23 protein-coding genes are annotated in these 21,688 nt (G+C 72.1%); 5 read left to right on the top strand and 18 right to left on the bottom strand.

Going from position 1 to position 21,688, the window contains the following annotated elements:
• The 8 genes from ABD324_RS25465 to ABD324_RS25430 form a co-directional block, all read right to left on the bottom strand.
• On the bottom strand, positions 1–1,485 hold the full coding sequence (locus ABD324_RS25465; RefSeq protein WP_344422135.1) for a carboxyltransferase: 1,485 nt from the start codon (positions 1,483–1,485) through the stop codon (positions 1–3).
• On the bottom strand, positions 1,482–2,888 hold the full coding sequence (locus tag ABD324_RS25460; protein ID WP_344422132.1) for an acetyl-CoA carboxylase biotin carboxylase subunit: 1,407 nt from the start codon (positions 2,886–2,888) through the stop codon (positions 1,482–1,484). The genes ABD324_RS25465 and ABD324_RS25460 overlap by 4 nt, the downstream gene beginning before the upstream one ends.
• Positions 2,881–3,513, bottom strand: a complete 633-nt coding sequence (locus tag ABD324_RS25455; protein WP_344422129.1) for an acetyl-CoA carboxylase biotin carboxyl carrier protein — start codon at positions 3,511–3,513, stop codon at positions 2,881–2,883. The genes ABD324_RS25460 and ABD324_RS25455 overlap by 8 nt, the downstream gene beginning before the upstream one ends.
• A complete protein-coding gene (locus tag ABD324_RS25450) occupies positions 3,510–5,495 on the bottom strand; it encodes a pyruvate, phosphate dikinase (RefSeq protein WP_344422126.1) in 1,986 nt (661 codons plus the stop codon). The genes ABD324_RS25455 and ABD324_RS25450 overlap by 4 nt, the downstream gene beginning before the upstream one ends.
• Positions 5,492–6,100, bottom strand: coding sequence for a hypothetical protein (locus ABD324_RS25445; RefSeq protein ID WP_344422123.1), 609 nt, complete (start codon positions 6,098–6,100; stop codon positions 5,492–5,494). Before ABD324_RS25445 ends, ABD324_RS25450 begins: the two co-directional genes overlap by 4 nt.
• The gene (locus ABD324_RS25440; RefSeq protein ID WP_344422120.1) at positions 6,100–7,578 is read right to left on the bottom strand and encodes a class I adenylate-forming enzyme family protein; all 1,479 of its coding nucleotides are present in this window, start codon (positions 7,576–7,578) and stop codon (positions 6,100–6,102) included. The genes ABD324_RS25445 and ABD324_RS25440 overlap by 1 nt, the downstream gene beginning before the upstream one ends.
• Before the next feature lie 123 nt (positions 7,579–7,701).
• Positions 7,702–9,237: a hypothetical protein gene (locus ABD324_RS25435; RefSeq protein ID WP_344422117.1), complete on the bottom strand. Its 1,536-nt coding sequence runs from the start codon at positions 9,235–9,237 to the stop codon at positions 7,702–7,704.
• Position 9,238: 1 nt separating this feature from the next.
• Entirely contained in the window at positions 9,239–9,964 is a 726-nt protein-coding gene (locus ABD324_RS25430) for a PEP-utilizing enzyme (RefSeq protein ID WP_344422114.1), read from the bottom strand.
• A gap of 119 nt (positions 9,965–10,083) precedes the next feature.
• Between ABD324_RS25430 and ABD324_RS25425 the strand changes: the two genes are divergently transcribed.
• On the top strand, positions 10,084–10,896 hold the full coding sequence (locus tag ABD324_RS25425) for a helix-turn-helix transcriptional regulator (protein WP_344422111.1): 813 nt from the start codon (positions 10,084–10,086) through the stop codon (positions 10,894–10,896).
• A 76-nt stretch (positions 10,897–10,972) separates the two neighbouring features.
• Here the strand turns inward: ABD324_RS25425 and ABD324_RS25420 are convergent, their stop codons facing one another.
• The 7 genes from ABD324_RS25420 to ABD324_RS25390 all read right to left on the bottom strand — a co-directional run bounded on the left by ABD324_RS25420 (position 10,973) and on the right by ABD324_RS25390 (position 17,553).
• Positions 10,973–12,118, bottom strand: a complete 1,146-nt coding sequence (locus ABD324_RS25420) for an Rv3169 family protein (protein WP_344422108.1) — start codon at positions 12,116–12,118, stop codon at positions 10,973–10,975.
• A gap of 8 nt (positions 12,119–12,126) precedes the next feature.
• Positions 12,127–13,794: a PEP-utilizing enzyme gene (locus ABD324_RS25415; protein WP_344422106.1), complete on the bottom strand. Its 1,668-nt coding sequence runs from the start codon at positions 13,792–13,794 to the stop codon at positions 12,127–12,129.
• Between the two features lie 2 nt (positions 13,795–13,796).
• Complete coding sequence (locus tag ABD324_RS25410; protein ID WP_344422103.1) at positions 13,797–14,981, bottom strand: hypothetical protein; 1,185 nt, start codon at positions 14,979–14,981, stop codon at positions 13,797–13,799.
• On the bottom strand, positions 14,978–15,337 hold the full coding sequence (locus ABD324_RS25405; protein ID WP_344422099.1) for a PEP-utilizing enzyme: 360 nt from the start codon (positions 15,335–15,337) through the stop codon (positions 14,978–14,980). Before ABD324_RS25405 ends, ABD324_RS25410 begins: the two co-directional genes overlap by 4 nt.
• Positions 15,338–15,412: 75 nt before the next feature.
• Positions 15,413–16,342, bottom strand: a complete 930-nt coding sequence (locus ABD324_RS25400) for an AraC family transcriptional regulator (RefSeq protein WP_344422096.1) — start codon at positions 16,340–16,342, stop codon at positions 15,413–15,415.
• Positions 16,342–16,791 (bottom strand): anthrone oxygenase family protein, encoded by a 450-nt coding sequence (locus ABD324_RS25395; protein ID WP_344422093.1) that lies wholly within the window; start codon positions 16,789–16,791, stop codon positions 16,342–16,344. The genes ABD324_RS25400 and ABD324_RS25395 overlap by 1 nt, the downstream gene beginning before the upstream one ends.
• Positions 16,792–16,911: 120 nt before the next feature.
• Positions 16,912–17,553, bottom strand: a complete 642-nt coding sequence (locus ABD324_RS25390) for a DUF998 domain-containing protein (RefSeq protein WP_344422090.1) — start codon at positions 17,551–17,553, stop codon at positions 16,912–16,914.
• 89 nt (positions 17,554–17,642) lie between these two features.
• Here ABD324_RS25390 and ABD324_RS25385 point away from each other — a divergent pair, with 89 nt between their 5' ends.
• The gene (locus ABD324_RS25385) at positions 17,643–18,227 is read left to right on the top strand and encodes a TetR/AcrR family transcriptional regulator (protein ID WP_344422087.1); all 585 of its coding nucleotides are present in this window, start codon (positions 17,643–17,645) and stop codon (positions 18,225–18,227) included.
• Between the two features lie 109 nt (positions 18,228–18,336).
• The gene (locus tag ABD324_RS25380) at positions 18,337–18,759 is read left to right on the top strand and encodes a VOC family protein (RefSeq protein ID WP_344422084.1); all 423 of its coding nucleotides are present in this window, start codon (positions 18,337–18,339) and stop codon (positions 18,757–18,759) included.
• A 114-nt stretch (positions 18,760–18,873) separates the two neighbouring features.
• On the opposite strand, the gene ABD324_RS25375 is transcribed toward ABD324_RS25380, so the two are convergent.
• Positions 18,874–19,131: a hypothetical protein gene (locus ABD324_RS25375; RefSeq protein ID WP_344422082.1), complete on the bottom strand. Its 258-nt coding sequence runs from the start codon at positions 19,129–19,131 to the stop codon at positions 18,874–18,876.
• A 121-nt stretch (positions 19,132–19,252) separates the two neighbouring features.
• Between ABD324_RS25375 and ABD324_RS25370 the strand changes: the two genes are divergently transcribed.
• Positions 19,253–19,549: a hypothetical protein gene (locus ABD324_RS25370; RefSeq protein WP_344422080.1), complete on the top strand. Its 297-nt coding sequence runs from the start codon at positions 19,253–19,255 to the stop codon at positions 19,547–19,549.
• Between the two features lie 10 nt (positions 19,550–19,559).
• Here ABD324_RS25370 and ABD324_RS25365 read toward each other — a convergent pair whose 3' ends face one another.
• Entirely contained in the window at positions 19,560–20,084 is a 525-nt protein-coding gene (locus ABD324_RS25365; protein WP_344422078.1) for a nitroreductase family protein, read from the bottom strand.
• Entirely contained in the window at positions 20,081–20,389 is a 309-nt protein-coding gene (locus ABD324_RS25360) for a DUF6092 family protein (RefSeq protein ID WP_344422076.1), read from the bottom strand. Before ABD324_RS25360 ends, ABD324_RS25365 begins: the two co-directional genes overlap by 4 nt.
• A gap of 48 nt (positions 20,390–20,437) precedes the next feature.
• On the opposite strand from ABD324_RS25360, the gene ABD324_RS25355 reads away from it, so the two are divergent.
• A complete protein-coding gene (locus tag ABD324_RS25355) occupies positions 20,438–21,679 on the top strand; it encodes an APC family permease (protein ID WP_425565899.1) in 1,242 nt (413 codons plus the stop codon).
• Positions 21,680–21,688: the final 9 nt, after the last annotated feature.

Genomic DNA, 21,688 nt, shown 5'->3' with positions numbered 1-21,688 from the left:
CTAGTGATCGCCTTCCAGGGTCAGCTCGAAGCCCGGCCCGTCGATGTGCAGGTAGGCCCCCACGGACGTCTCCACCAGCTCCCGGATGAACCGGGCCTGCGTCGTGGTCGGCGCGAAGTCCCGGTTCCGCTGCGGGGTGGCCCGCATGGCGTCCACATCGGCCTCCGGCACCAACAGCCGCAGGATCAGCTCGTCGTCGGAGATGTTCTCGCCGAACCGGTGCCGCAGCTCCTGCAGGCTCGGCTGCGGCGGGTGCCAGTCCTGGTAGCTCTTGGCCTTGGCCGAGCTCATGATCGTGTCGACGACGTTCTGGTCCAGCGGCGCCACCGGGTCGCCGTAGAAGCCGTGCGCGTAGATCATCACCTCGTCCGGGACCACCGCGTACCGCTTGCCGGTGACGACGTTGAGCACCGCCTGGGTGCCCACGAGCTGGGAGAAAGGCGTGGCCATGACCGGGTAGCCGAGCTCCTCGCGCACCCGCGACATCTCGTCGAGGACCTCCTCGAACCGTCCCTCCATCCCGCGCGCCTTCAGCTGGTCCTTGAAGGTGCCGGTCATGCCGCCCGGGAGCTGGTGGCGGTAGAGGAACAGCGAGTACTCCGCGGGCTGCCCCACCGGCAGGTTCTCGTACTCCGCCACCCGCAGCAGGTGCTCCGCGACGGGCGCGAACCGCGTCTCGTCGAGATCCACGTCGTACCCGGCGTAGCGCAGGTTCGCCACGGTGTTCTCGGTGCTGGGCAACGAGACCCCGGCCGCGAGCGGCTTCGACGCGGTGTGGACGACGTCGGCGCCGGCGAGCACGCCCTCCAGGTAGTTGATCGGGGCGAGGGCGTTGTTGCTGTGGAAGTGGATCTCCACGGGGATGTCCGGCGCCGCCGCCTTGATCGCGCGGACGAGCGTGCGGGTGCGTTCCGGGGTCAGCAGTCCGGCAGCGTCCTCCAGCTCGATCCCGTCCGCACCGAGCGCGACGAGCTCCCGCGTGCGGGCCGCGTAGTACTCGTCCGTGTGGTACGGGCTGTCCGCGTACAGGATGCACGGGATCGCCCTGGCGCCCTCGGCCTGGGCGGTCTTGACCAGCCGGCCGATCTTGTCGGTGTTGAACAGCCCGTCGTAGATCCAGAAGCTGCCGATGCCGTGGGCGACGAGCCGCTGCACCCACAGGTCCATCACGCTGTCCGCGGTGAGCCCGAAGGTCACGATGCCGTTGGAGCGCGTCCCGGCCCGGACGGTGGTGCGCGGCATGGCCCTCGACAGCGAGATCAGCTGTTCCCAGGGGTCCTCCTTGCAGTGCCGCGCAAGCACTTCGAAGATCGAGCTGCCCACCAGGTCGATGGTGTGGAAGCCGGTGCGGTCCAGCTCGCCGGCGATCGGCAGCCCCATGTCGCGGCGCAGCTTCATCCCCCACCAGCTCTGCGGGCCGTCGCGCAGGGTCTGGTCGATGATCTGGATCTTCCGGCGTTCCGGGGCGATGTCGAGGTAACTCATCGGACGCTCTCCAGGTAGTCGGGCAGGCCGCGGCGGGCGATCCAGTCCGTGGTGACGTGGCCGGCGCGGAAGTCGGAATGGTCGAGCGCGGCCCGGCAGAACTCGCGCGTGGTCGGGACGCCCTCGACCCGCAGCGCGTCGAGCGCGCCCAGCATCCGGTCGATCGCGGTGTCGCGGTCCGGGCCGGAGGCGATGATCTTGGCGAGCAGTGAGTCGTAGTACGGGGTCACGACGTACCCGGGCTCGCAGTGCGAGTCGACCCGGATCCCCTCTCCCGCAGGCGGTTCCCAGACCGTGACGGTGCCGGGGTGCGGCACGAAGCCCCGCGCCGGATCCTCGGTGGTGATCCGGACCTCGACGGCGTGGCCGTCGATCCGCACGTCGTCCTGGGTGAACGGCAGGGGCTCCCCCGCGGCCGACCGCAGCTGCGCCGCCACGAGATCGATCCCCGACACCAGCTCGCTGACGGGGTGCTCGACCTGGATGCGGGCGTTGAACTCGAGGAAGGCGTAGGTCTTCCGGTCCGCGTCGTAGAGGAACTCGACCGTGCCCGCGCTGTCCAGCCCGAGAGCCTCGGCGAACGCGACGCCGCTGCGCCGGATGTCGTGGCGGACCTCCTCGGGGATGTTCGGCGCGGGCGACTCCTCGACGACCTTCTGGTGCCGCCGCTGCAGGGTGCAGTCCCGCTCCCCGACGTGCACGACGTTCCCGTGCTTGTCGCCGAGCACCTGGACCTCGATGTGGCGGGCGTTGCGCACGAAGCGTTCCAGGTAGACCCGGCCGTCGCCGAACGCCGCCCGGGCCTCCTCCGCGGCGGCCGCGAACCTGCTCCGCAGCCCGGCCTCGTCCTCGACGACGGACATCCCGCGCCCGCCGCCGCCCGCGGCCGCCTTGATCAGCACAGGGAAACCCAGCTCCCGGGCCGCGGCCAGCGCGGCGTCGGTCGACTCCAGGATCGGGGAGCCCTCCAGCGTGGGGATCCCCGCGGACCTCGCCAGCTCCCGGGCGCGGGCCTTGTCGCCGGCCTGCGCGACGGCCTCGGGCCGGGGACCGACGAACGTCAACCCCTCCGCCACGCACGCGGCGGCGAACTCGGGATTCTCGGAGAGGAACCCGTACCCGGGATGCACGGCGTCGCACCCGGTCCCGAGCGCGGCGCTGAGCACGGACGGGATCGCGAGGTAGCTCTGCCCCGCCGGCGCGGGCCCGATGCACACAGCCCTGTCCGCCAGCCGCGCCGCGAGCCCGTCCCGGTCCACGGTGGACGTGACGACGACGGACTCGATCCCGAGCGACCGGCACGCCCTGACCACGCGGACCGCGATCTCCCCGCGGTTGGCCACGAGCACCCTGGTGATCGGGCGGGCCTCGACGCGGGGGGTGACGGCCGCCGGGCTACCCATCGGAAGGCCTGATCCAGAACAACGTCTGCTCGTACTCGACGAGGTCCGCGTTGGCGACGCACACCTGCTCGACGGTCCCGGCCACGGGCGCGAGCACCGGGTTCATCAGCTTCATGACCTCGACGATCGCGAGCTGCTGATCCTGCGCGACGACGTCCCCCACTGCGACGAACGGCGGCTGCCCGGGCGACGGCGCCACCCAGAACGCCCCCACCGCGGGCGAGCTCACCGCGACACACCCGCTCACATCCTGCGAGTCGGACCCTGGCTCCGCGGGAGTCGGGGCCTGAGTCGGCGGTGCCGCACCTCCACCGCCACCGACCTCGCGGGTCGCGCCCTCGGCGCCCCGAGTCGGGGTCCGGGGAGACTGCGCCGCCGCACCGCCGGGAGCGCCCACGGCGGGGCCGGTGGACGTGCCCGAAAAGATCGAAGCCGGATCAGCGGCACCGGATCCGACAGCTCCGACGAGCGCGGAGGCCGGCGGCCCCTGCTTCCCCACCGTGATCCGCATCCCGTGCAGCTCCACGGTCATGCCGGTCCAGCCCGAGTCCGAGAAGGTCCGCAGGATCTCCTGCACCTCGCGGAAGGTCACCGACTCCGGCACCTCATCCGTCGGCGCGCTCATCGCCCTCCTCCGTCGTGTCGATGGTCGACTCCGCGACCCCCGTCTCCGCCCCGACGGTCGACCCCACGAGCTCCGTCTCCGCCCCGACGGTCGACTCCACGAGCTCCGTCTCCGCCCCGACGGTCGACTCCACGAGCTCCGTCTCCGCCCCGACGGTCGACTCCACGAGCTCCGTCTCCGTGCTCGATCGCCGCCAGCAGCACCGGCAGCCGGTTGCCCGCGACGATCACCTCGACCCCCGCCTCCAGGGCGGCCTTCACGCCCTCGGAGGTCGCGAACAGCGCACCCCGCACCGTCCGGGTGCCGGGCGGGATCGTGGGCAGGTCCTCCCCCAGCTCCTCCGGAGGCACGGAATCCGCGTCGAACACCGGCCCGGGCACCTCGACGGTCGCCCCCGCCCCGGTCTCGCGCGGCACCCCTGCACCGCTCGCCGATACGCCCTCGCCGCGAGCCGGGTCGGCGAGGTCGGCCGGATCGACCACCCGCACCGGAGCCTCGGCCTCCGCCCACTCGCACAGCCGGCGGAGGTCGTCGTCCCCGGACTCGCTGGCGGCCGTCGTCGGCAGCTCACCGGCGTAGACCGTGCCCGATCCCGCGTCGACCGTGATCAGCTGTCCGACCAGGGCATCGACGGTCCCCGCCCCGCAGCCCACCACGCACGGCGTGTCCAGCGCCCGGCTCACCACGGCGGCGTGCGAGGTCGCCCCACCCTGCTCCGTGACCACGGCCGCGGCGGCGATCATGCCGTGCACGTCGTCCGGGCTGGTGGCCCGCCGGACCAGGATCGTCCCGGCGGTCGCCTCCTCGGGCGTCGCCACCGCGATCCCCGACGCGACGCCCGGGCTGGCCGCCGTGCCGGTCGCGAGCACCGCGGCACCGTCCACAGAGGCCAGGACAGGGCGCAGCAGCGTCCGCACCTGCTCGGCGGTCACCCGCCGGACGGCTTCCGAGGGCGGGACGGAGCCCTCGTCCACCAGCGCCACCGCGATCCGCACCGCCGCCCGCGCCGTCCGCTTGGCGGGCCGCGACTGCAGCAGGAACAGCTCCCCGCGCTGCACCGTGAACTCGACGTCCTGCGCGTCCCGCCCCTCCCGGTCCAGGCACTCCGCCGCCCTCAGGAGCTCGGCGTGCACCTGCGGCGACCGGGAGGCCAAGGCCGACAACGGCGACGGCGTGACCCGGCCGGACACCACGTCCTCGCCCTGCCCCTGCTCCAGGTACTCCCCGTAGGGCTCCCGCTCCCCCGTCACCGGGCTGCGGCTGAACAGCACGCCCGTCCCGGAGGAGGCGTCGAGGTTCCCGAACACCATGGCCTGCACCGTGACCGCCGTGCCCAGGTCGTCCGGGATCCCGTAGTGCTTCCGGTACGCCACCGCCCGCCGCGACCGGCTCGACGCGAACACGGCGGCGACCGCCGAGTGCAGCTGCTCCCAGGGATCGGCGGGAACGGACGACCCCGTGTCGGCGTTGACCGCAGCCCGCACGGCGGCGGTATCAGGCAGGTCTTCCAGGTCCTCGGTGCAGCCCAGCACGAGCCGCCCGTAGAACCCGGCGAACCGCCGGTGCACCTCGGCCGCGAAGGCCGGATCCCCCGTCTCGGCGGCGAGCGCCTCCTCGACGGAGTCCGTGATCCCCAGGTCGAGGATGGTGTCCATCATCCCGGGCATGCTCACCGCGGCCCCGGACCGCACGGAGACGAGCAGCGGCCGCGGCCCGCTCCCGAAGGTGCGGTTCAGCGCCGCCTCCAGCCCCCGGATCCCGGCCGCCAGCTCCTCCACCAGCCCCTCCGGGAGCCCGCCGCCGGCGAAGTACGCGGCGCACGCCTCGGTCGTCACCACGAACGCCGGCGGCACCCGCAGCCCGAGCGAGCCCATGCGCCACAGGCTCCAGGCCTTGCCGCCCACCAGCTCCCGCGACGGCTCGTCACCGGTGGGCAGGACCAGCCAGCGATACCCCACGCCGGAGTTCAGAACAGCACTCATTCCGGCCGCTCCCGCCCGGTCAGCCGCAGCAGGTGCTCGTGCAGCTGGAACCACACCGTGTGCACCGAGTCCACGCGCACGCCGCTGACGTAGTCCGTCTCGCCGCCCTCGGCCCGGGTCAGCGCGGTGCCGATCCGGTCGAGGAAGCGGTCGACCAGCGGGTCCTCCGCGCTCAGCGGCGCGAGGACCCGGGCGGTCTTCTCGTGCACCCGCGCCAGCTTGTCGACGATCGCGGCGTCGTAGTCGGCGTCGCCGTGGTCGTTGGGCACCCGCTCCCCGCCGACCTCCTTCGTCTGCCAGTCCGTGGTCAGGGCCAGGACCTGCTTGTTGACGCCGGTCTCGAAGGCATCCATGGCCTCCCCGATCTGTGGGGAGGACCGGAAGGTGCCGAACGCCGTCGGGTACACCTCGTCGAGCAGGGTCCGGCCGGCAGGGCTGATCATGTACTTGTCCTTCGCCGCCACGACGGCGCCGTCGGCGGCGGCCTTCTCCAGGCCGGCCTCGACGTCGGCGAGCTCCTGGCCCGTGACCTCGGCGAGCTGTGACGCGGTGCCGAGCTGGCGCAGGGTCAGGGTGTGCACGGTGAGCTGGTAGGGATCGAGCATCAGGCGTCCTCTGGGTGGGTGGCGGCCAGCATCCGGTCGCGCACCTCGCGGCGCAGCGACTTGCCGACCGGGCTGGTGGGCAGTCCGGCCCAGATCTCCACGACCTTGGGCCTCTTGAATCCCGCGAGCCGCTCGGCGCAGAAGCCCCGGATCTCCTCCGGGTCCGCGCTCGAGCGGAGCACGACGGCGGCCGTCACCCGCTCACCCCACTTCTCGTCGGGCAGGCCGACGACCGCCGCCTCGACGACGGCGGGATGGGCGAGCAGGGCGTCCTCCACCTCGCGGGGATAGACGTTGAACCCGCCGGAGATGATCACGTCGTGCCGGCGGTCGAGCAGGTGCAGGTAGCCCTCGGCGTCCCAGCGGCCGATGTCGCCGGTGTGCAGCCAGCCGTCGGGTTCCTTCGTCTCGGCGGTCGCCTCGGGGCGCCGCCAGTAGCGCTGCATCGTGTGCGGGCCGCGGGTCAGCACCTCGCCGACCTCGTCGACGCCGACCGAACGGCCCTCGGACCGGATGTCCACCTCGACGAACGTGTACGGCTTGCCCGCCGACGTCAGCCGCTCCGGCGTGTGCTCCCAGGGCTGCAGGCAGGTGATCGCCAGCGGCGCCTCCGCCTGCCCGTAGAGCTGGGTGAACACCGGGCCGAGGACGTCGATCCCCCGCTGCAGCACGGTCGTCGCGATCGGGGCGCCGCCGTAGCAGAGCCGTTCCAGCGCCAGGTCCGCGCTCGCCACCGCGGGATCCTCCAGCAGCATCCCGATCATCGTCGGGACCATGAACGTGGTGGTGGCGCGATGCTTCTGCGCCGCCTCCAGGAACGCCCCCGGCGAGAACCTTCCGACGATCACGTTGGCCGCCCCCTTCACCAGGTGCGGCAGGAAGAACGCGCCGCTGCCGTGGGTGATCGGCGCCGCGTGCAGCATCACCGAGTCCGGGCGCAGGTTCGGCAGGAGGTCGACGAGGAAGTTGTCCACCTCGGCGAGCTCGCTGCGGGTCGTGAGCACCACGGCCTTGGGCCTGCCCGTCGTCCCGCCCGTGTAGGCGAGGCGAAGGGGCGCATCGGGATCGCGCCGTACGTCGCACGGCCCGTCCGGCGCGCCCGCGATCAGGTCCGGGAGCAGGCCGGCGTCCACGACGATCTCCACCGGACCGGGCGGGTCCGCGGCGCCCACGAACCCCCGCGCCTGCGAGTCCGACAGCTTGAAGGCCAGCTCGTGGGCCGTCTCCCGGGCGTTGAGCGGCACCCGCACCAGCCCGGACTTCGCCAGCGCGTAGTACACGACCACGCCGTCGATCCCGTTGGGCAGCAACACCGCGACCCGGTCGCCGGGTTCCAGGCCCCCCGCCAGCAGGGCGTGCCCCAGCCGGTCGGTCAGCTCATCGAACTCGGCGAAGCTCACCACCCGCTCGCCGTCGACCAGCGCGGGCGCGGCGCCGTACTGGCGCCCGGCCCGGCGGATCAGGTCACCGATCTGCACGTCCGCTCCTTGCGGGGAAAGCGAGTCGTCAGCGTGTGTTTCGGGCTCCCGAAACTGCCGACTCGCGGGTCTGTGGGTCCGTGAGTGGCGATCGTCGCTATCACGACTATCGCCACTCACGACCTAGGGAAGGTCCGCTCGGCGGAGGCCGGCGCCGCGGCCGGACAGGGTGCGGCTGGTGGACTGGGCCGCCTTGTAGAGGACGTCCGCGCGGTCGGAGGTGTAGTTGCGCTTGACCCACTCCTCGTCGAGGTAGCGGTTGCCGTCGGCCAGGACGGCGGGGGTGAAGTCCCGGGCCCGGGTGTTGTAGTCGTCGATCTCCAGCCGGCCCGCGCTCGTCGTCCACAGGCCGTTCTTGGGCGGCAGGCTCGACGAGCCGGACAGGGTCGAGCCGGCGGTGCGGGCGAAGTCGTCGTCCGTCAGCACGGTGTACGGGATGCCCGTGAGCATGTTCTGGTTCAGGCCCGAGTAGCGCGCCATCGTGTACTCGTTGGTCTTCTGGTGCGGGAAGCCGAGCAGGCCGACCATCTCGCCGAGGTTGTCGCGGCCGTACTCGTCGTTCATGAGCGGCTTGAACCGCTGCACCCGGTCGTCGAGCTCGAACCAGTCGCTCTGCCGGTAGGTCCCGGCGAGGTGCGCGAAGTCCTTCGCGACCGAGGAGTAGACCAGCGCGCCGGCGTCGATCATCTGCTCGCGCGACCAGCTCGCGATCCGCTTCCACAGGTCCGCTGTGGCCTGGTTGAGGATCTCGCGGTAGGACTCCATCGTCTCGGCGAGCTGCTCGGCGTTGTCCATCCCGACGGGCTGGTAGCCGTCGGTGAGGGCGTCGGCGGTGTACATGCCGACCGCGGCGATGTTCGACGCGGCGTAGGAGGGCTCGGCCTCGAAGGACGCCCAGTCGTCCATCAAATGGAAGTTGGTGTCCTTGAAGACGATCGGGATCGTCAGGTTGGTGTGCGGCAGCTGCGTCGCGATCCCGTCGAGCCACGGGTAGTCGCCCTCGGTGAGCTCGAAGAAGTCCCGGACGATCAGCTGCTTGCTGTCCCCGAAGTTGTAGGGGCCCGAGGTGTGGATCCCGATGCGGCACTCGCAGTGCGCCAGGAAGGCGTACTGCGACAGCTGCGCGATCAGCTTGGTGGCCGCGGTGTGCAGCCGGTCCCCCGGCACGACGCCGTGCAGGTCCGACTCGAACACCTGCAGCGTGCGCTCGGGCAGGAACTGCGAGCGGTCGCCGAACTCCTTGTTCGTCAGGTGCCCGTCGTTGCGGTGGTAGGCGAGGTTGAAGCGGCGCGAGAAGTCCAGGACGTCGACCACGTCGTCGACGGCGTCGGCGGGGCCGAGCAGGCCCCAGTTCATGAGCATCTCCCGGCCGATCAGGTAGAACGCCGGCATCCCCCACGCCGCGTTGACGGTGTCGACCTTGAGCGACACCTCGCGGGCCCGGTCGCCGAGCTCCTCGGCGGGGGTGGCGGCGTCGATCTCGCGCAGCAGCGTCGGCAGCCGGTAGAAGGTGTTCAGGTAGCTGAGCAGCATGTACGGGTTCATCGGGAAGAGCTTCGACTCCTGGACGGTGCGGGTGATGCACAGCCAGTAGGTCGTGTCCGAGAGCTGCCGCAGGTAGTTGTTCGTCTCGAGCAGCTTGGCGTAGTTCAGGTCCATCTCAGGCGCCCTTCTCCAGGATCCAGATCCGGGCGTGCCCGGTGTCGCCGGTCTCGTACGCGTCCGCCGCCGGCGGCGCCGCCGTCACCTCGATCTCGACGACGTCGCCGTCGGTCAGGGTGTCGATCTGGCAGTTCATGAGTGTGGGGACGTCGTACTCGCGGGCGAGGATCCCCAGGTGGGAACGCACGGAGCCGCCCAGGCAGATCACCCCGGCGAAGCCCTCGATGATCGGCGCGGTGAGCGTGCCGCCCGAGTCGTCGATCACCGCGATGGTCCCGGCCGGGACACCGTCGGCGAGGAAGCCCATCACCTGCTCGGTGGTGGAGATCAGCGCGACCGGGCCGCTGACCGTCTCCGTCCGGCGGAGCACGTTGTCACCGATCCCGACCTGGCGTCGGCCGTCGGTGACCGGCCCGTCGGCGAAGGTCGACGCCGCCTTCTCCGGCCGCTTGTACTTGTCCGGCTCCGACTCCAGCGACACGGTCGCGGAGAAGTCAAAGCGGTAGCCGGAGTCGAGCGCCTCCTGCTCGACCGCCCGGGCGTCGGCCAGGGAGAACAGGTCGAACTGCCGGTCGAAGACCACGTCCTTCCAGTCCGCGCCGGTCGCGGCGAAGCGCTTCGCGGCCAGGGCCCGGACGGCGCCGTTGTAGCGCGCGGGCAGCGGCAGCATCTCGGTCGAGCCCCACTTGGGTGGGGTCTGGGCGGCAGCGGTGGGTTCGGACATGGTCACCTCGTCGTGAGTGGTTCGAGCCGATCGACTGAGCCGGAAAGCAGAGAACCACGCCCACACCCCGGCGGATCCCCTCCTGTTCACGAGGTCGAAAGGTAGGTAGCGTTGGCGCTGTGACCCAGTCCACGTTGGTGGACAGTCCGGCGTCGACGACGACAGCCCGGTCCCGTCGCCCGACTCGTCCCGTTCTCCGCAAGGCCGACTACGAGCGCGCCTTCGACGTGCTGGAGGCCTGCGACACCGCCGCCTCGCTCCCGGACTTCAAGGAGCAGATGGTCGAGGCGCTGAGCAGCCATTTCGCGCTCACACACGTCTCGTTCTTCGCCGGTGCCACGTTCCACAACGTCTTCGGCGACCTCGCCCCGCTCGTCGAGGGGCACACCAGCAAGATGCTGCCCGAGTACCAGGAGCGCTGGTCGCGCTACGACGTCTTCGGCACGCCCGCGGCGATGCGCCAGCTCGTCTCCAGCGGGGTCGCCTCGATGGCCGAGCTGCGCGCCCGCGGCACCCTGCCCGCCTCCGCCGAGGCGTACGTGCGGCACTTCCTGCACTCGACATGGGGCATGGAGTGCGCGGCCGCGCTGCGCCTCGAGCTGCCCGGCGGGCACACCGCGCTGGTCGGTATGTTCGATCCGCGTGCGGACAAGCTGGGCGCCGCGGAGCTCGCCACGCTGCGGCTGCTCAGCCGTCAGCTCTCCGCGATCTCGCGGAGCCTGCCGATCTCCCGGCCCAAGGCCGCGATCGCCGGGCTGTCGGAGCGCCAGCGCCAGGTCGTCCAGCTCGTCGCGGACGGCCTCTCGAACGCGGACATCGCGGAAACGCTGTCCCTGGCGGAGGACAGCGTGAAGAAGTACGTCAGCCGCATCCTGGCGGCCACAGGCTGCCAGTCGAGAATGGAACTGGCCCTGTTGGCCCGCTCCCGCTGACAACGCATTATGGAGCCACAACTGTCGTTTCGAGGCCCGAAAACGACAGTTGTGGCTCCATAATGCGGACTGAGGGTTAGAGGAAGCTGGACTCCTTCGTCAGGCCGTACTTCGGGTGTTCGCCGATGACCATGGACTCGAAGATGCCGTAGCCCACCGCGTCGCCCTCGCGGCAGCGGATCACACAGTCCCTCAGCTGATGGATCTCGCGGACCGTCTCCAGGGACGAGGCGTCGGCGAAGCGCTCCCCGTCGAGGTGCGAGGGGCCGTGCCACTGGCCGTGGCGGTGGCCCCTGAAGCCGAAGTACAGGCCCGTCCCGAGGTGGAAGCCGGTGTCGCTGATGGCCTCGATCTCGACCGTGCGGGTCTCGCCCCAGCCGGCGTCGAAGGTCATCTTGCCGCCGAGGAGGCGCCGGTTCACCGGGTCGTACTTGAGCTCGTCCATCACGCCGTTGAGCGGGATCTGCCGGCCGTCGGACTCGTTGACGAAGCCCGAGAAGTAGGTCGTCTCGTGGTCCACGGCCTGCTGGTAGTGATGGATCTCGTACTCCGTGCCGTCCGGGCGGCGCAGGTACATCGGGCTCCAGGTGAGCAGGAAGTCCTGGTCGAGCCGCTGCGGTTTGTGGACGTCCGGGGCCGGCTCCCCCACGTCCATCCGCACGCCCCACGAGTGGTCGCGGAAGCCGAACCACTCCTCGTCCCGCACCTCGATCTTCTCCCCGTCGATCCAGACGGCACCCGAGACCGTCGAGCTCTGGTGGTAGCGCAGCAGATCGGACTGGATCCGGAAGCCGTGGGGCTCCCGCTGCGCGTCCTTGCGCTCCAGGAAGGGCGGCAGCACACCCGTGACGGTGAGGTCGAAGCGGATCGGGAGCAGGTGGTTCTCCCGCAGCACGAACCGCACCTTCCGCAGCGGCTCGATCACCTCGTAGTCCAGGGGGCCGACGCCGACCCGGTCGGGATCGAGGTCGAGCTGCCGGGAGGCCCGGACCGTCAGCTGCTCCTTGCCGCGGGAGATGCCCGCGAACATGTCGATGACGTTCCTGTTGTGGTACTTGCCGATCCCGACGTCGACCTGCAGCGAGCCGTCGCGGGCGAACAGCGAGCCCCACAGCTTCTCGGTCCAGGAGATGTCGGCGTGCGCGATGGTCGCGAACGTCTCGGGCGTCTGGTGGCACAGCAGCTCGTCGGCCGCCGTGAGGATCTGCATTCCCTGGCGCATGGCGCTCCCTAGCTCACGGGCGAGAACGAGCCCGGCATGTCGTTGGCCACCAGCGCGGTGCCGAAGATCGCGGCGGCCTGGTCGTCGTCGTCGAACGGGTCCGGGTACAGGGCCAGCGTGTCCGGCGAGAACGACCAGTCGACCCTGTCCGTGACGCCGGCGAGCGCGGCGAAGGGCCGCAGGCCCGACGTGTACATCCGGGTCGCCGCGAAGATCCGGTCCTCACGGCCCATGTCGGCGAAGCCCTGGTAGAGCGCCATGTGCGACGCCGTCATGGCTGCCGCCACCTCCGGCCAGGTCTCCGGGGCGAGCTGCTCGCGCGTCCCGTCGGCCTGCCACCCGAACACCGCGGCCTCCGTGACCGACGCCAGCAGCTGGTCCGGCTCCGTGAACGTGGTGCCCCAGTCGTTGATCTCGAACTCGCGGAACGACGCCGGGTCGAACGTGAGTGCCATCGTCAGGCCCGCGTAGGGCGGCGTCAGGCCCTCCGCCCACGGGTACGCCCAGGCGCTCGGGCCGAGCGAGAGGTAGTCCCGCACGATCGTCTGCCGGGTGCCCCGTGGGTACGGCCCCGAGTCGCAGATCCCCACCCGCGAGTCGCAGAAGTACAGGAACGAGTAGCCGGAGATGGTGGCGTTGAGCCGCTTCAGGGCCTTGGACGCCGCCGGGTCCAGCAGCGTCGCGGCGCCCGCCAGCTCGTCGACGACCGGCTGGGGCAGATAGCGGTTGGTGAAGCCGGCGTCCTTGTAGTCCAGGGTGCCGTCGCCGCGGTGGGCGAGGGTCAGCCGCCGCCAGAAGTCGACGACCGTGCGGATCTCCTCGCGGCGCTCGTCCCGGCGGAGCTTCCCCATGTGGATCAGCAGCTCGCGCCCGCACAGGTAGTGGTAGCCGATCATCCAGATCCACAGCGGGCTGACCCGGTTCGGTCCCTCCCGCAGCCGCCGGCCGATCTCCTCGGCGGGCAGCGCGGCGTCGATGATCGCGACGCGCTCGGCGTAGCTGTGGAAGTCCTCGATCACCGACAGGGACATGTACGGCAGCATCGGGAACAGCTCGGAGGTGAAGCCCGAGCGGCGGGTCATCTCCGGCTTGAAGGCGCGGCCCATGTGCTGCACCAGGTCGTCGAGGCGGTCGTCGGTGAGCGGCTCGGCGATCAGCGCGTCGAGGGCCTCCGGCGACACGGAGACGTCGAAGTCCTTCACCGCGATCTCGTCGCCGACCCGGCGGACGTAGGACCACCAGGCCGAGCTCACGGCTGAGCTCACGTCCGCGACCGGCGTGGTGTCGGCCTGCTCGGAGACGGAGCGTGCGGAGTCGACCATCGGCACAGACGCCCCGGCCCGGACCACCCCGGCGCCGTCGGCGATGTCGAGGACGATCTCCGTGCCGTCGGCGAGCTCCTCGGTCAGGTCCGTGCCCACCAGGCAGGGGACCTCGAACTCGCGGGAGACGATCGCCAGGTGCGAGCGCAGGGTCCCGTCGAGGCAGACGATCCCGCCGAGACGGCCGAGGATCGGCGACAGGAACGTCGTGCCCCCGGAGGCGACCAGCGCGATCGTCGCCTCCAGGTCGGTGTCCAGGGACTCGATCACGTCCTGGGGCTCGCGGAACCACCGGACGCGGCCGGTGGTGCGGGTGAAGGTGTACGAGGGCGTGCCCTTCCCGATCACGGCCATGATCATCCTCCCAACGGCCGGAAGCAGCTGTCGCGGTCCTGGGGCACGAACACCCCGCCGATCAGCTGCAACGCCAGGTTCGGGTCCTGGAACTTCTCGTAGGACTGCGCGATCCGGGGCGTGACCGACCAGTCGATCTCGTCGTAGCAGCCGGCGAGGCGCGCCCATGCCTTGGTCTTCCACGCGTACATCTGCGTGGCGTAGAGGTTGCGCTCCTCCGGATCGGTCTCGGCGAGGCGCTGGTAGAGCGCGCGGTGCGCCTTGCGGATCGCCTTGGTGGCCTCGTCGATCTCGGACGGACCGAGCGGGGTGAGCACGCCGCCGTCGGTGCAGAACACGCGGGTGGAGATGATGTCGGCCTGGTAGTCGCTGGGGGTGAACCAGGCGGTGCCCCAGACGTTGTTGTCCATCTTCACGTGCGCCGGCAGCCGGTGGGCGATCACGAAGTGCTGGTAGGGCAGGGTCTCGCGGATCCCGTCGAGCCAGGGGAAGTCGCCGTCGCCGTCGGCGCAGGTCTCGCGCAGGGCGAGGAACGTGCCGTCCTCCAGCTCGTAGGGGCCGGTGTCGCACACCGCGGTGCGGGCGTCGCAGTTCTCCAGGAACGCATAGGCCGTGAGCCGCGCACCGAACTTCCGGATCGCGGTCTTCGTCTCGTCCTCCGCGGGGACGAGGTCGTCCAGGATCTCCGCCATCAGACGGTCGCCGACGACGTGGCTCGAGTTCGCGGGTTCGGCGTCCATGTTGAACAGCACGCCGTCCGTGCGCATCGCGATCGTCGCCTCGCGCCAGAACCGCAGCACCTCGAGCTGGTCCTCCAGCCCGTCGGCGAGCGTGTTCTCGCCGAGGTCGACGAACAGCTCGCGGCCGGTCAGGTAGTGCAGCGGCATCGCGGCGAGGTTGATGAAGCTGCGCTTGTTCCCGATCGGCAGGGCCTTGCGGACCAGCTCCGCCGGGCTCGCGTGCTTGCGGATCGCGCGCAGCCGCTCGGGGACGCGGAGGTAGTCCTCCATCATCGACATCAGGATGTAGGTGTTCATGCCGAACAGCTCGGACTCGAACACCGTGCGGGCGGACAGCTCGCTCTTGTAGGCGGCGCCGCCCTTGTGCACCAGCCAGTTCCACTCGTCGAGCGTGGGCTCGTAGGAGGCGTCGGTGTAGAGGGCCTTCAGGTTCCCGGGAGCGCTCACGAGCCCACCCCGATCCGCGCGGTCTCGGCGTCGGTCAGGTCGAGGACCACCGCGGCACCGTCGGGGATCTCGCCGGAGATCTGCGCACCGAGCACGCACGGCACGTCCGACTCGCGCGAGAGGATCGCGAGGTGGGACTCGCGGCTCCCCGCCGTGCACACGATCGCCCTGAGGTCCGGGAGGATCGGCGAGAGGAAGGTCATCCCGCCCTTGTTCACGAAGGCGATCGTCTCCTCGAGATCGTCGTCGTCGATGGACAGGACATCCGAGGTGTCGTGGAACCAGCGGGCCGTGCCGCGTACCTCGCCGGCGGTGAAGAGGTTGACGCCCGTTCCGGCGCCCGTCAGGTCAGTCATCGCTGCTCCGTCCTGTGATCGCACCTTTGCGCTGGTCGGACGGTAGGAGCGGGGCGCCGGTGTGACCCAGTGCACTTAGGGGGACAGCTCGCGGTGGTCCCTGGGGCTGAGCTCGTGGGCGCGCTTGAACGCGGTGCTGAACGCGTAGGGCGTGGAGTAGCCGACGCGGCGGGCCACCGAGCCGACGGTGGCGCCCGGCTCCCGCAGGAGGTCGGCGGCCAGGGCGAGGCGCCAGCTCGTCAGGAAGGCCATCGGGGGTTCGCCGACGAGCTCGGCGAACCGGCGGGCGAACGCCGCGCGGGACAGCCCGGTCCGCTCGGCGAGCCCGGCCACCGTCCAGGCCTCCCCCGGTTGCGCCTCCATCAGCCGCAGCGCGTGGCCGACGACGGGATCGGCGTGGGCGCGGTACCAGGTCGGTCCCTGCTCGGCGAACCACCACCGCAGCACGGCGACGAGGACCAGGTCGAGCAGCCGGTCGAGGACGACGTCCTGGCCCGGCTCGTCCCGCGCAGCCTGGTCGGCGAGATGGTCGACCAGCGCGGCGGGCACCTGGTCCCGAGTCGCGACGACGAGTGCGGGCAGGTTCGCGAGCAGGCGCCCGCCGATGGTGCTCCGGGACTCGTAGACGCCCACGAGCAACTGCGTGACACCCGGGCCCGCGGGCGCGTTGCCCCAGGTCCGGACCCCCACCTCGGTCATCGCCGGCACGTCGGACCGGAGGGGCACGCAGACCTGGCCCGGGTCGATGCGGACCTGCGGCGGGCTCGCCGGATCGTCGGCGACGCAGTAGTGGTCGGGGCCGCGCACGACGGCGACGTCGCCCTGCCGCACGAGCACCGGCTCCGTCCCGTCGATCGCGATCCAGGCGTCCCCGCGGACCGGGGCGACCACGCTGACCGGCGACTCGTCGGCGATCCGCAGCGCCCACGGCGGGCGCAGCGAGCAGCGCAGCACGAACGCCCCCTGGGCCCCGACACCCCGGAGCAGGTGGGACATGGCGTCCATCAGGACACCAGCCCGGCGGTGAGGACGGCCGCACCGGCGATGGTCAGCAGGGTGCGGACGCGGTGGGCGCGGTTCCAGGGGCCGGCGAAGGCCTCCCAGGCCGCGGCTCCCTGCGCCCGGTCGAGGGCGTCGTTGAGCGGGATGTTCCGGGCGGCGGTGATCACGTGCGCGCCCAGCAGCGTCAGGCCCGCCCCGATCGCGAGCAGCGGGCGGCCGTCGAGCAGGCCGAGCACGACCGTCGCCGCGGACGTCAGCGCCGTCCCGGCGAAGACCAGCAGGAACACCGGGTTCACGATCGCCCTGTTGATCTCCCGCATGGCGGCGGCGGCCTGCTCGGCGGGCCGGCGGACGAGACCGGGCAGGACGGCGGTGGAGAAGGCGAGGAACAGCCCGCCCAGGCTGCCCGCCCCCAGCGCGGTGACGGCGGCGACGACGGTCGTGGTGCTCACGGCTCCCCCTCGGTTGGCGACCGCTCCATGGTCGCGAGCCGGGACGAGATGCTGAATGGCTCAGACCGTCGAAGACATACGCGATCGTCTCACGACATCGCCGAGAGCGAGACGCACCGATCAGGCCGCGGCGGCCCGACGGTGCAGCTCCGGGTGCGGGACCCGCCGGTACGCCGCGACCGAGGCGAGGGCGAGCCACAGCCAACCCGCGACCACCGCCACCCACAGCAGCGCCACGCCCGCACCGCCGGGCGAGAGGGCCGCACCGCCGAGGAACCCGAGGATCACCACGACGCCGAGGATCCGCAGCCTCCCCGACGACAGGAGCGCGGCCGCGCCGAGGGCGAGGAAGCCGAGGCCTCCGACGGCGAGATGGAGGATCCCGCTCGTGGTCGCCGCCTCCGGCGCGCCCGGCGGGAAACCGGCGACCGGGTCCGGCGGGAAGAGTGCACTCAGCACCAGGCAGAGCGCGTAGACCCCGACGAGCCCACCCGTCCAGGCCGTCCGCCGGCCGCCCGGTGCGCGCAGGAGGCCGGAGACCGCGGCCGCCGTCATCACGCCGGAGAGGATCAGGTTCAGCGCCTGGAGCCACCCTCCGTGCCCGAGCAGCGGCGCGCTGAGCGGGTGCCGGGCGAGGGAGAAGCCGGGGCGGGTCAGCACCAGGACCAGGCCGAAGACCAGGTAGAACGGCCCGGCGACCACTCCCCAGCCGAGCAGTGAGCGGGTGACCGCCGCCGCTCCGTCGAACCCCTCGCGGGCCATCACGCCTCCCAGAACATGCACTGACGAGTGCAGTAGTGCACGGAAGAGTGCAGGAGTACGGTGCGGGCTGTCAACCGTGAGGAGCGCCCGTGAGCGAGGACCCGCGCGTCGGCCGCTCGCGCGCGATCATCCTGGCCGCGGCCCACGAGCACTTCGTGCGGCACGGCTACCTGGGGGCGAACGTCGACACGATCGCCGCGGAGGCCGGCGTCTCCAAGCGGACCGTCTACAACATCTACGGCGACAAGGAGTCCCTGTTCCGCGCGGTCCTGGAGCGGGCCTTCGAGATCTCGGAACGCTTCACCCGCGAGCTGGCCGACGGCATGGGCGGCGACCTCGAGGACATCGCGGTCCGGCTCGTGCGCGCGGTCCTCGGGCCGCGGGTACTCCCCTTGCGCCGCATGCTGATCGGTGAGGCCGGTCGCTTCCCCGAGCTCGCCCGCGAGTACTACGAGCGCGCCCCCGGCCTGGTCATGCGCAGCCTGGCCGCCCACCTGCCCGCCCAACCGGGGCTGCGCATCGACGATCCGGCGATCGCGGCCGAGCACTTCGCCTTCCTGGTGCTCGGCGCGCCGCTGGACCGCGGGCTGTTCGACCCGGACGTCCCGGCCGATCCCGTGGCCCGCGCACTCGCGGGTGTCGCGGCCTTCCGCCGGGCCTACGAGGACCGCTAGTTTGCCGCCGGCGGGCCCCGGACCGACGACCTCCCCGGCCCGGCCGATGACTTCCGGGCATCCGCCCGGTCAACCCGACGACACCGACGAACCCGCCTCGAGGAGAGACATGACCACCCTGCTCAACCCGTACCTGCCCTTCGGTGGCACCGCACGCGCGGCGCTCGAGTTCTATGCGTCCGTGTTCGGCGGCGACCTGGAGATCTCCAGCTTCGGAGACGCCGGCTTCGAGATGCCCGAGGGCGTCCCCGGGCCGCCTGCGGAGAACGTGATGCACGGCTCGCTGACGACCCCGCAGGGCTTCACCGTCATGGCCTCCGACTCGAGCGACGCCGAGGCGGGCGGCGTCGAGGGCAAGCCGGCGATCGGCCTGACCGGCGACGAGGAGGCCACCCTTTCCGGCTGGTTCACCGCGCTCAGCGAGGGCGGCGTGGTCGACGTGCCGTTCGAGAAGGCGCCGTGGGGCGACATCTACGGCCAGGTCACGGACCGTTTCGGCGTCCGCTGGCTGGTGAACTGCACGAACGCCTGAGAGCGCCCGAACTCTCCCCGGCACGGACCTGCCGAACCGGCGGGTCCGTGTCGAGGACGCTCACCGAGGCGGCCCGGCACGTCGCTCCCGGCCCGCACCCCGAGCCGGGCGAGGTCAGCCGGCCTGCTCCGCCTCGACCTTCCTGCGGGGGATCCCGAAGCGCTGCTGCACGTTCTGCTTCGTGGTGCCGTAGAGCGCGCCGATCTTGGACCAGCTGACGCCGGCAGCGCGCGCCTCCGCGGCCCGGGCCCGCTCGACCTCCTCGGCCATCATCCGCAGCTCCCGGGCGGCGGCCAGCGCCTCGAGCGGGGACGCCGCCTCCGCGAGCGCCTCCAGCGCCTTCTGGACCTGCTTGGGACCCACACCCGCCACGCGGGAACCCTACCGTGCGGATTGGGCCGTTCGCGCCCCGGCGGAAGTCAATGCTAGGTTGACGTTCGTCAACAGGAGCTTGACGGCCGTCGGGGGCCGAGTCGGAAGGACGGTGAACCAGATGAACCGCACCACCACCACGAGCACCGAACCGCCAGCCCGCGATCAGCGGCGGGCCGTGCGCGCCGCCTACTCCGCCGTCGCCGCCCTGCACCATTCGCCGGCCTCCTCGGACGTCGCCCACGCCATCCGGGACGCCAGCGCCGCGGTCTCCACCCTCCCCGCCGGCTTCCTCGCCGAGGCCCTCTACCGCCTGCTGGGCACCGTGGAGGACTGCCACCGCGCCGGCACCCCGGGCTCCGCCCGCCTCAGCGAGCGCTGGCGCGCGGTCTCGGCGGCGGTCCGCCTGGCGGGCTGAGCGCAGGAGCTCACGGCACGAACGTCGTGAGGTCCTGCCAGGTCACCTTCCGCCCCCGGCGCAGCGGGCCGGGGCCGCCGGGGGCGGGGTGGCCGAGGCAGAGGATCATGTCCGCGGTCGTGCCCTCCGGGAGGCGCAGGACCACGGCCACCGCGGCCCGGCTGAACGACGTGACCGGGACCGCCCCGAGGCCGAGTGAGTGGGCGGCCAGCAGGATCGTCGCGGCCGCGGTGCCGACGTCGACCGACGGGCCCGCGGCGCCCGGCGGGAAACCGTAGTCCGCGGCGAGCGCCCGGTCGACGCAGATCGCGATCGCCGCCGGGGGCCGGGCGATCATGCCGGGCGACACCATGCGCAGGACCCGGAGCGTGCCCGGATCGTCCGTGACGACGAAGCGCTGCAGGTGCCGGTTCCCGGCGGTGGGCGCCCAGCGGGCGGCGTCGAGGACCGCCTCCAGGTCCGCCCTGGCGACCGGCTCACCCGTCATGGAGCGGACGACGCGGCGGCTGCGGATCGCCTCCAGGACCGGGTTCACCGGGCGAACCGGGTGGTCAGGTGCTCGGCGAGCGCCGCACAGACGGCGTCGAGGCGTGCCACGTACTCCTCGCGGCCGGCCCGCGGCACGGCCAGCTCGGGCAGGCCGGCGAGCGATCCGGCGACGAACGCCGCCGTCGCATCGGAGGACTTCGGCGCGATCGCCTCCCCCAGCCGCAGCGCCGCCGTGACCAGCCGCAACGGGCCGTACTCCGCGGCCTCGTCGACCTGGGTCCGCGCGGCCGTGACCAGGTAGGCGAGGAGCTCCAGCGCCGCGTCCTCGTCGAGTACGGCCGGATTCGTCATGAACGGCTCCTTCGCGTCGTGTTCACCCTCGTGCCCGAGGATGCCCGGGTGAGCTCCGACGATCCCCGGCCTGCCCGCCTCCTGTCCACGTCGGACGCCGTGGTCGTCGGGCTCGGGGCGATGATCGGCGCCGGGATCTTCGTGGCACCGGGCCTCGCCGCCGCGGTCGCGGGCCCGTGGCTGCTCCTGGGTCTGGCGATCGCGGCGGCGGTCGCGTTCTGCAACGCCGCCGCCTCGGCCCAGCTCGCCGCGCAGTACCCGACGTCGGGCGGCACCTACGTCTACGGCCGGGAGCGGCTCGGGCCCTGGTGGGGCTTCCTGGCCGGATGGAGCTTCGTGATCGGCAAGACGGCGAGCTGCGCGGCAATGGCTCTGACCGCGGCGACCTATCTCGTGCCCGCGGGGTGGCAGCGCCCGGTGGCCGTGGCCGTGGTCGTCGCGATCACGGCGGTCAACTGCGCCGGGGTGACGAGAACGGCACGGGTCGCACGGGTGGTCGTCGTGCTGGTCCTGGTCGTGCTGGCGGTCGTGGTGGTCGGCGGGTTCGCCGGGCCCGTGGCCGCGTCCGGGCAGGTCGCGGCCGGTCCGTACGGGGTGCTGCAGGCCGCCGGGCTGCTGTTCTTCGCCTTCGCCGGGTACGCGCGCGTCGCCACCCTCGGCGAGGAGGTGCGCGACCCGCGCCGGGCGATCCCGCGGGCGATCGGGATCGCGCTGACGATCGCCGTCGCGCTGTACGCGCTGGTCACCGTCGCGGCCCTGCACGCCCTCGGGCCGGCGGGCCTGGCGGCCTCACCCACTCCCCTGGCCGACGTGGCCGTGGCGCGGTTCGGCGAGGGGATCCGCCCGGTCGTGGCGGTGGGTGGCGGGCTCGCGGCCGTCGGGGCCCTGCTCGCGCTGGTAGCCGGCGTGGGCCGCACCGTGCTGGCGATGGCGCGGGAGGGAGACCTGCCGCGGCCGCTCGCCGCCGTCCATCCGCGCTTCCGGGTGCCGCACCGCGCCGAGCTGGCGGTGGGCACGGTCGTCGCAGTGCTGGTGGCGACCACGGACCTGCGCGGGGTGATCGGGTTCTCGTCGTTCGGGGTGCTGCTCTACTACCTGGTCGCGAACCTCGCGGCGTACACCCAGGAGCCCGGGTACCGCCGGTATCCACGGGCGCTGCAGGTCGCCGGGGCGCTCGGATGTGCCCTGCTCGTGGTCACGCTGCCGCCGCCCGCCGTGCTCACCGGCGCGGGCGTGCTCGCGGTCGGGATCGGGTTCCGGCAGGTCGGGCGGTGGGGCGCGGTGCGCTGATCCGTCGCC

Origin of the sequence: Pseudonocardia ailaonensis (assembly GCF_039531635.1) — a bacterium.
Lineage (GTDB): Bacteria > Actinomycetota > Actinomycetes > Mycobacteriales > Pseudonocardiaceae > Pseudonocardia > Pseudonocardia ailaonensis.
The sequence above is the reverse complement of the archived record's forward strand: the minus strand, read 5'-3'. Positions and strand labels throughout refer to the sequence as shown.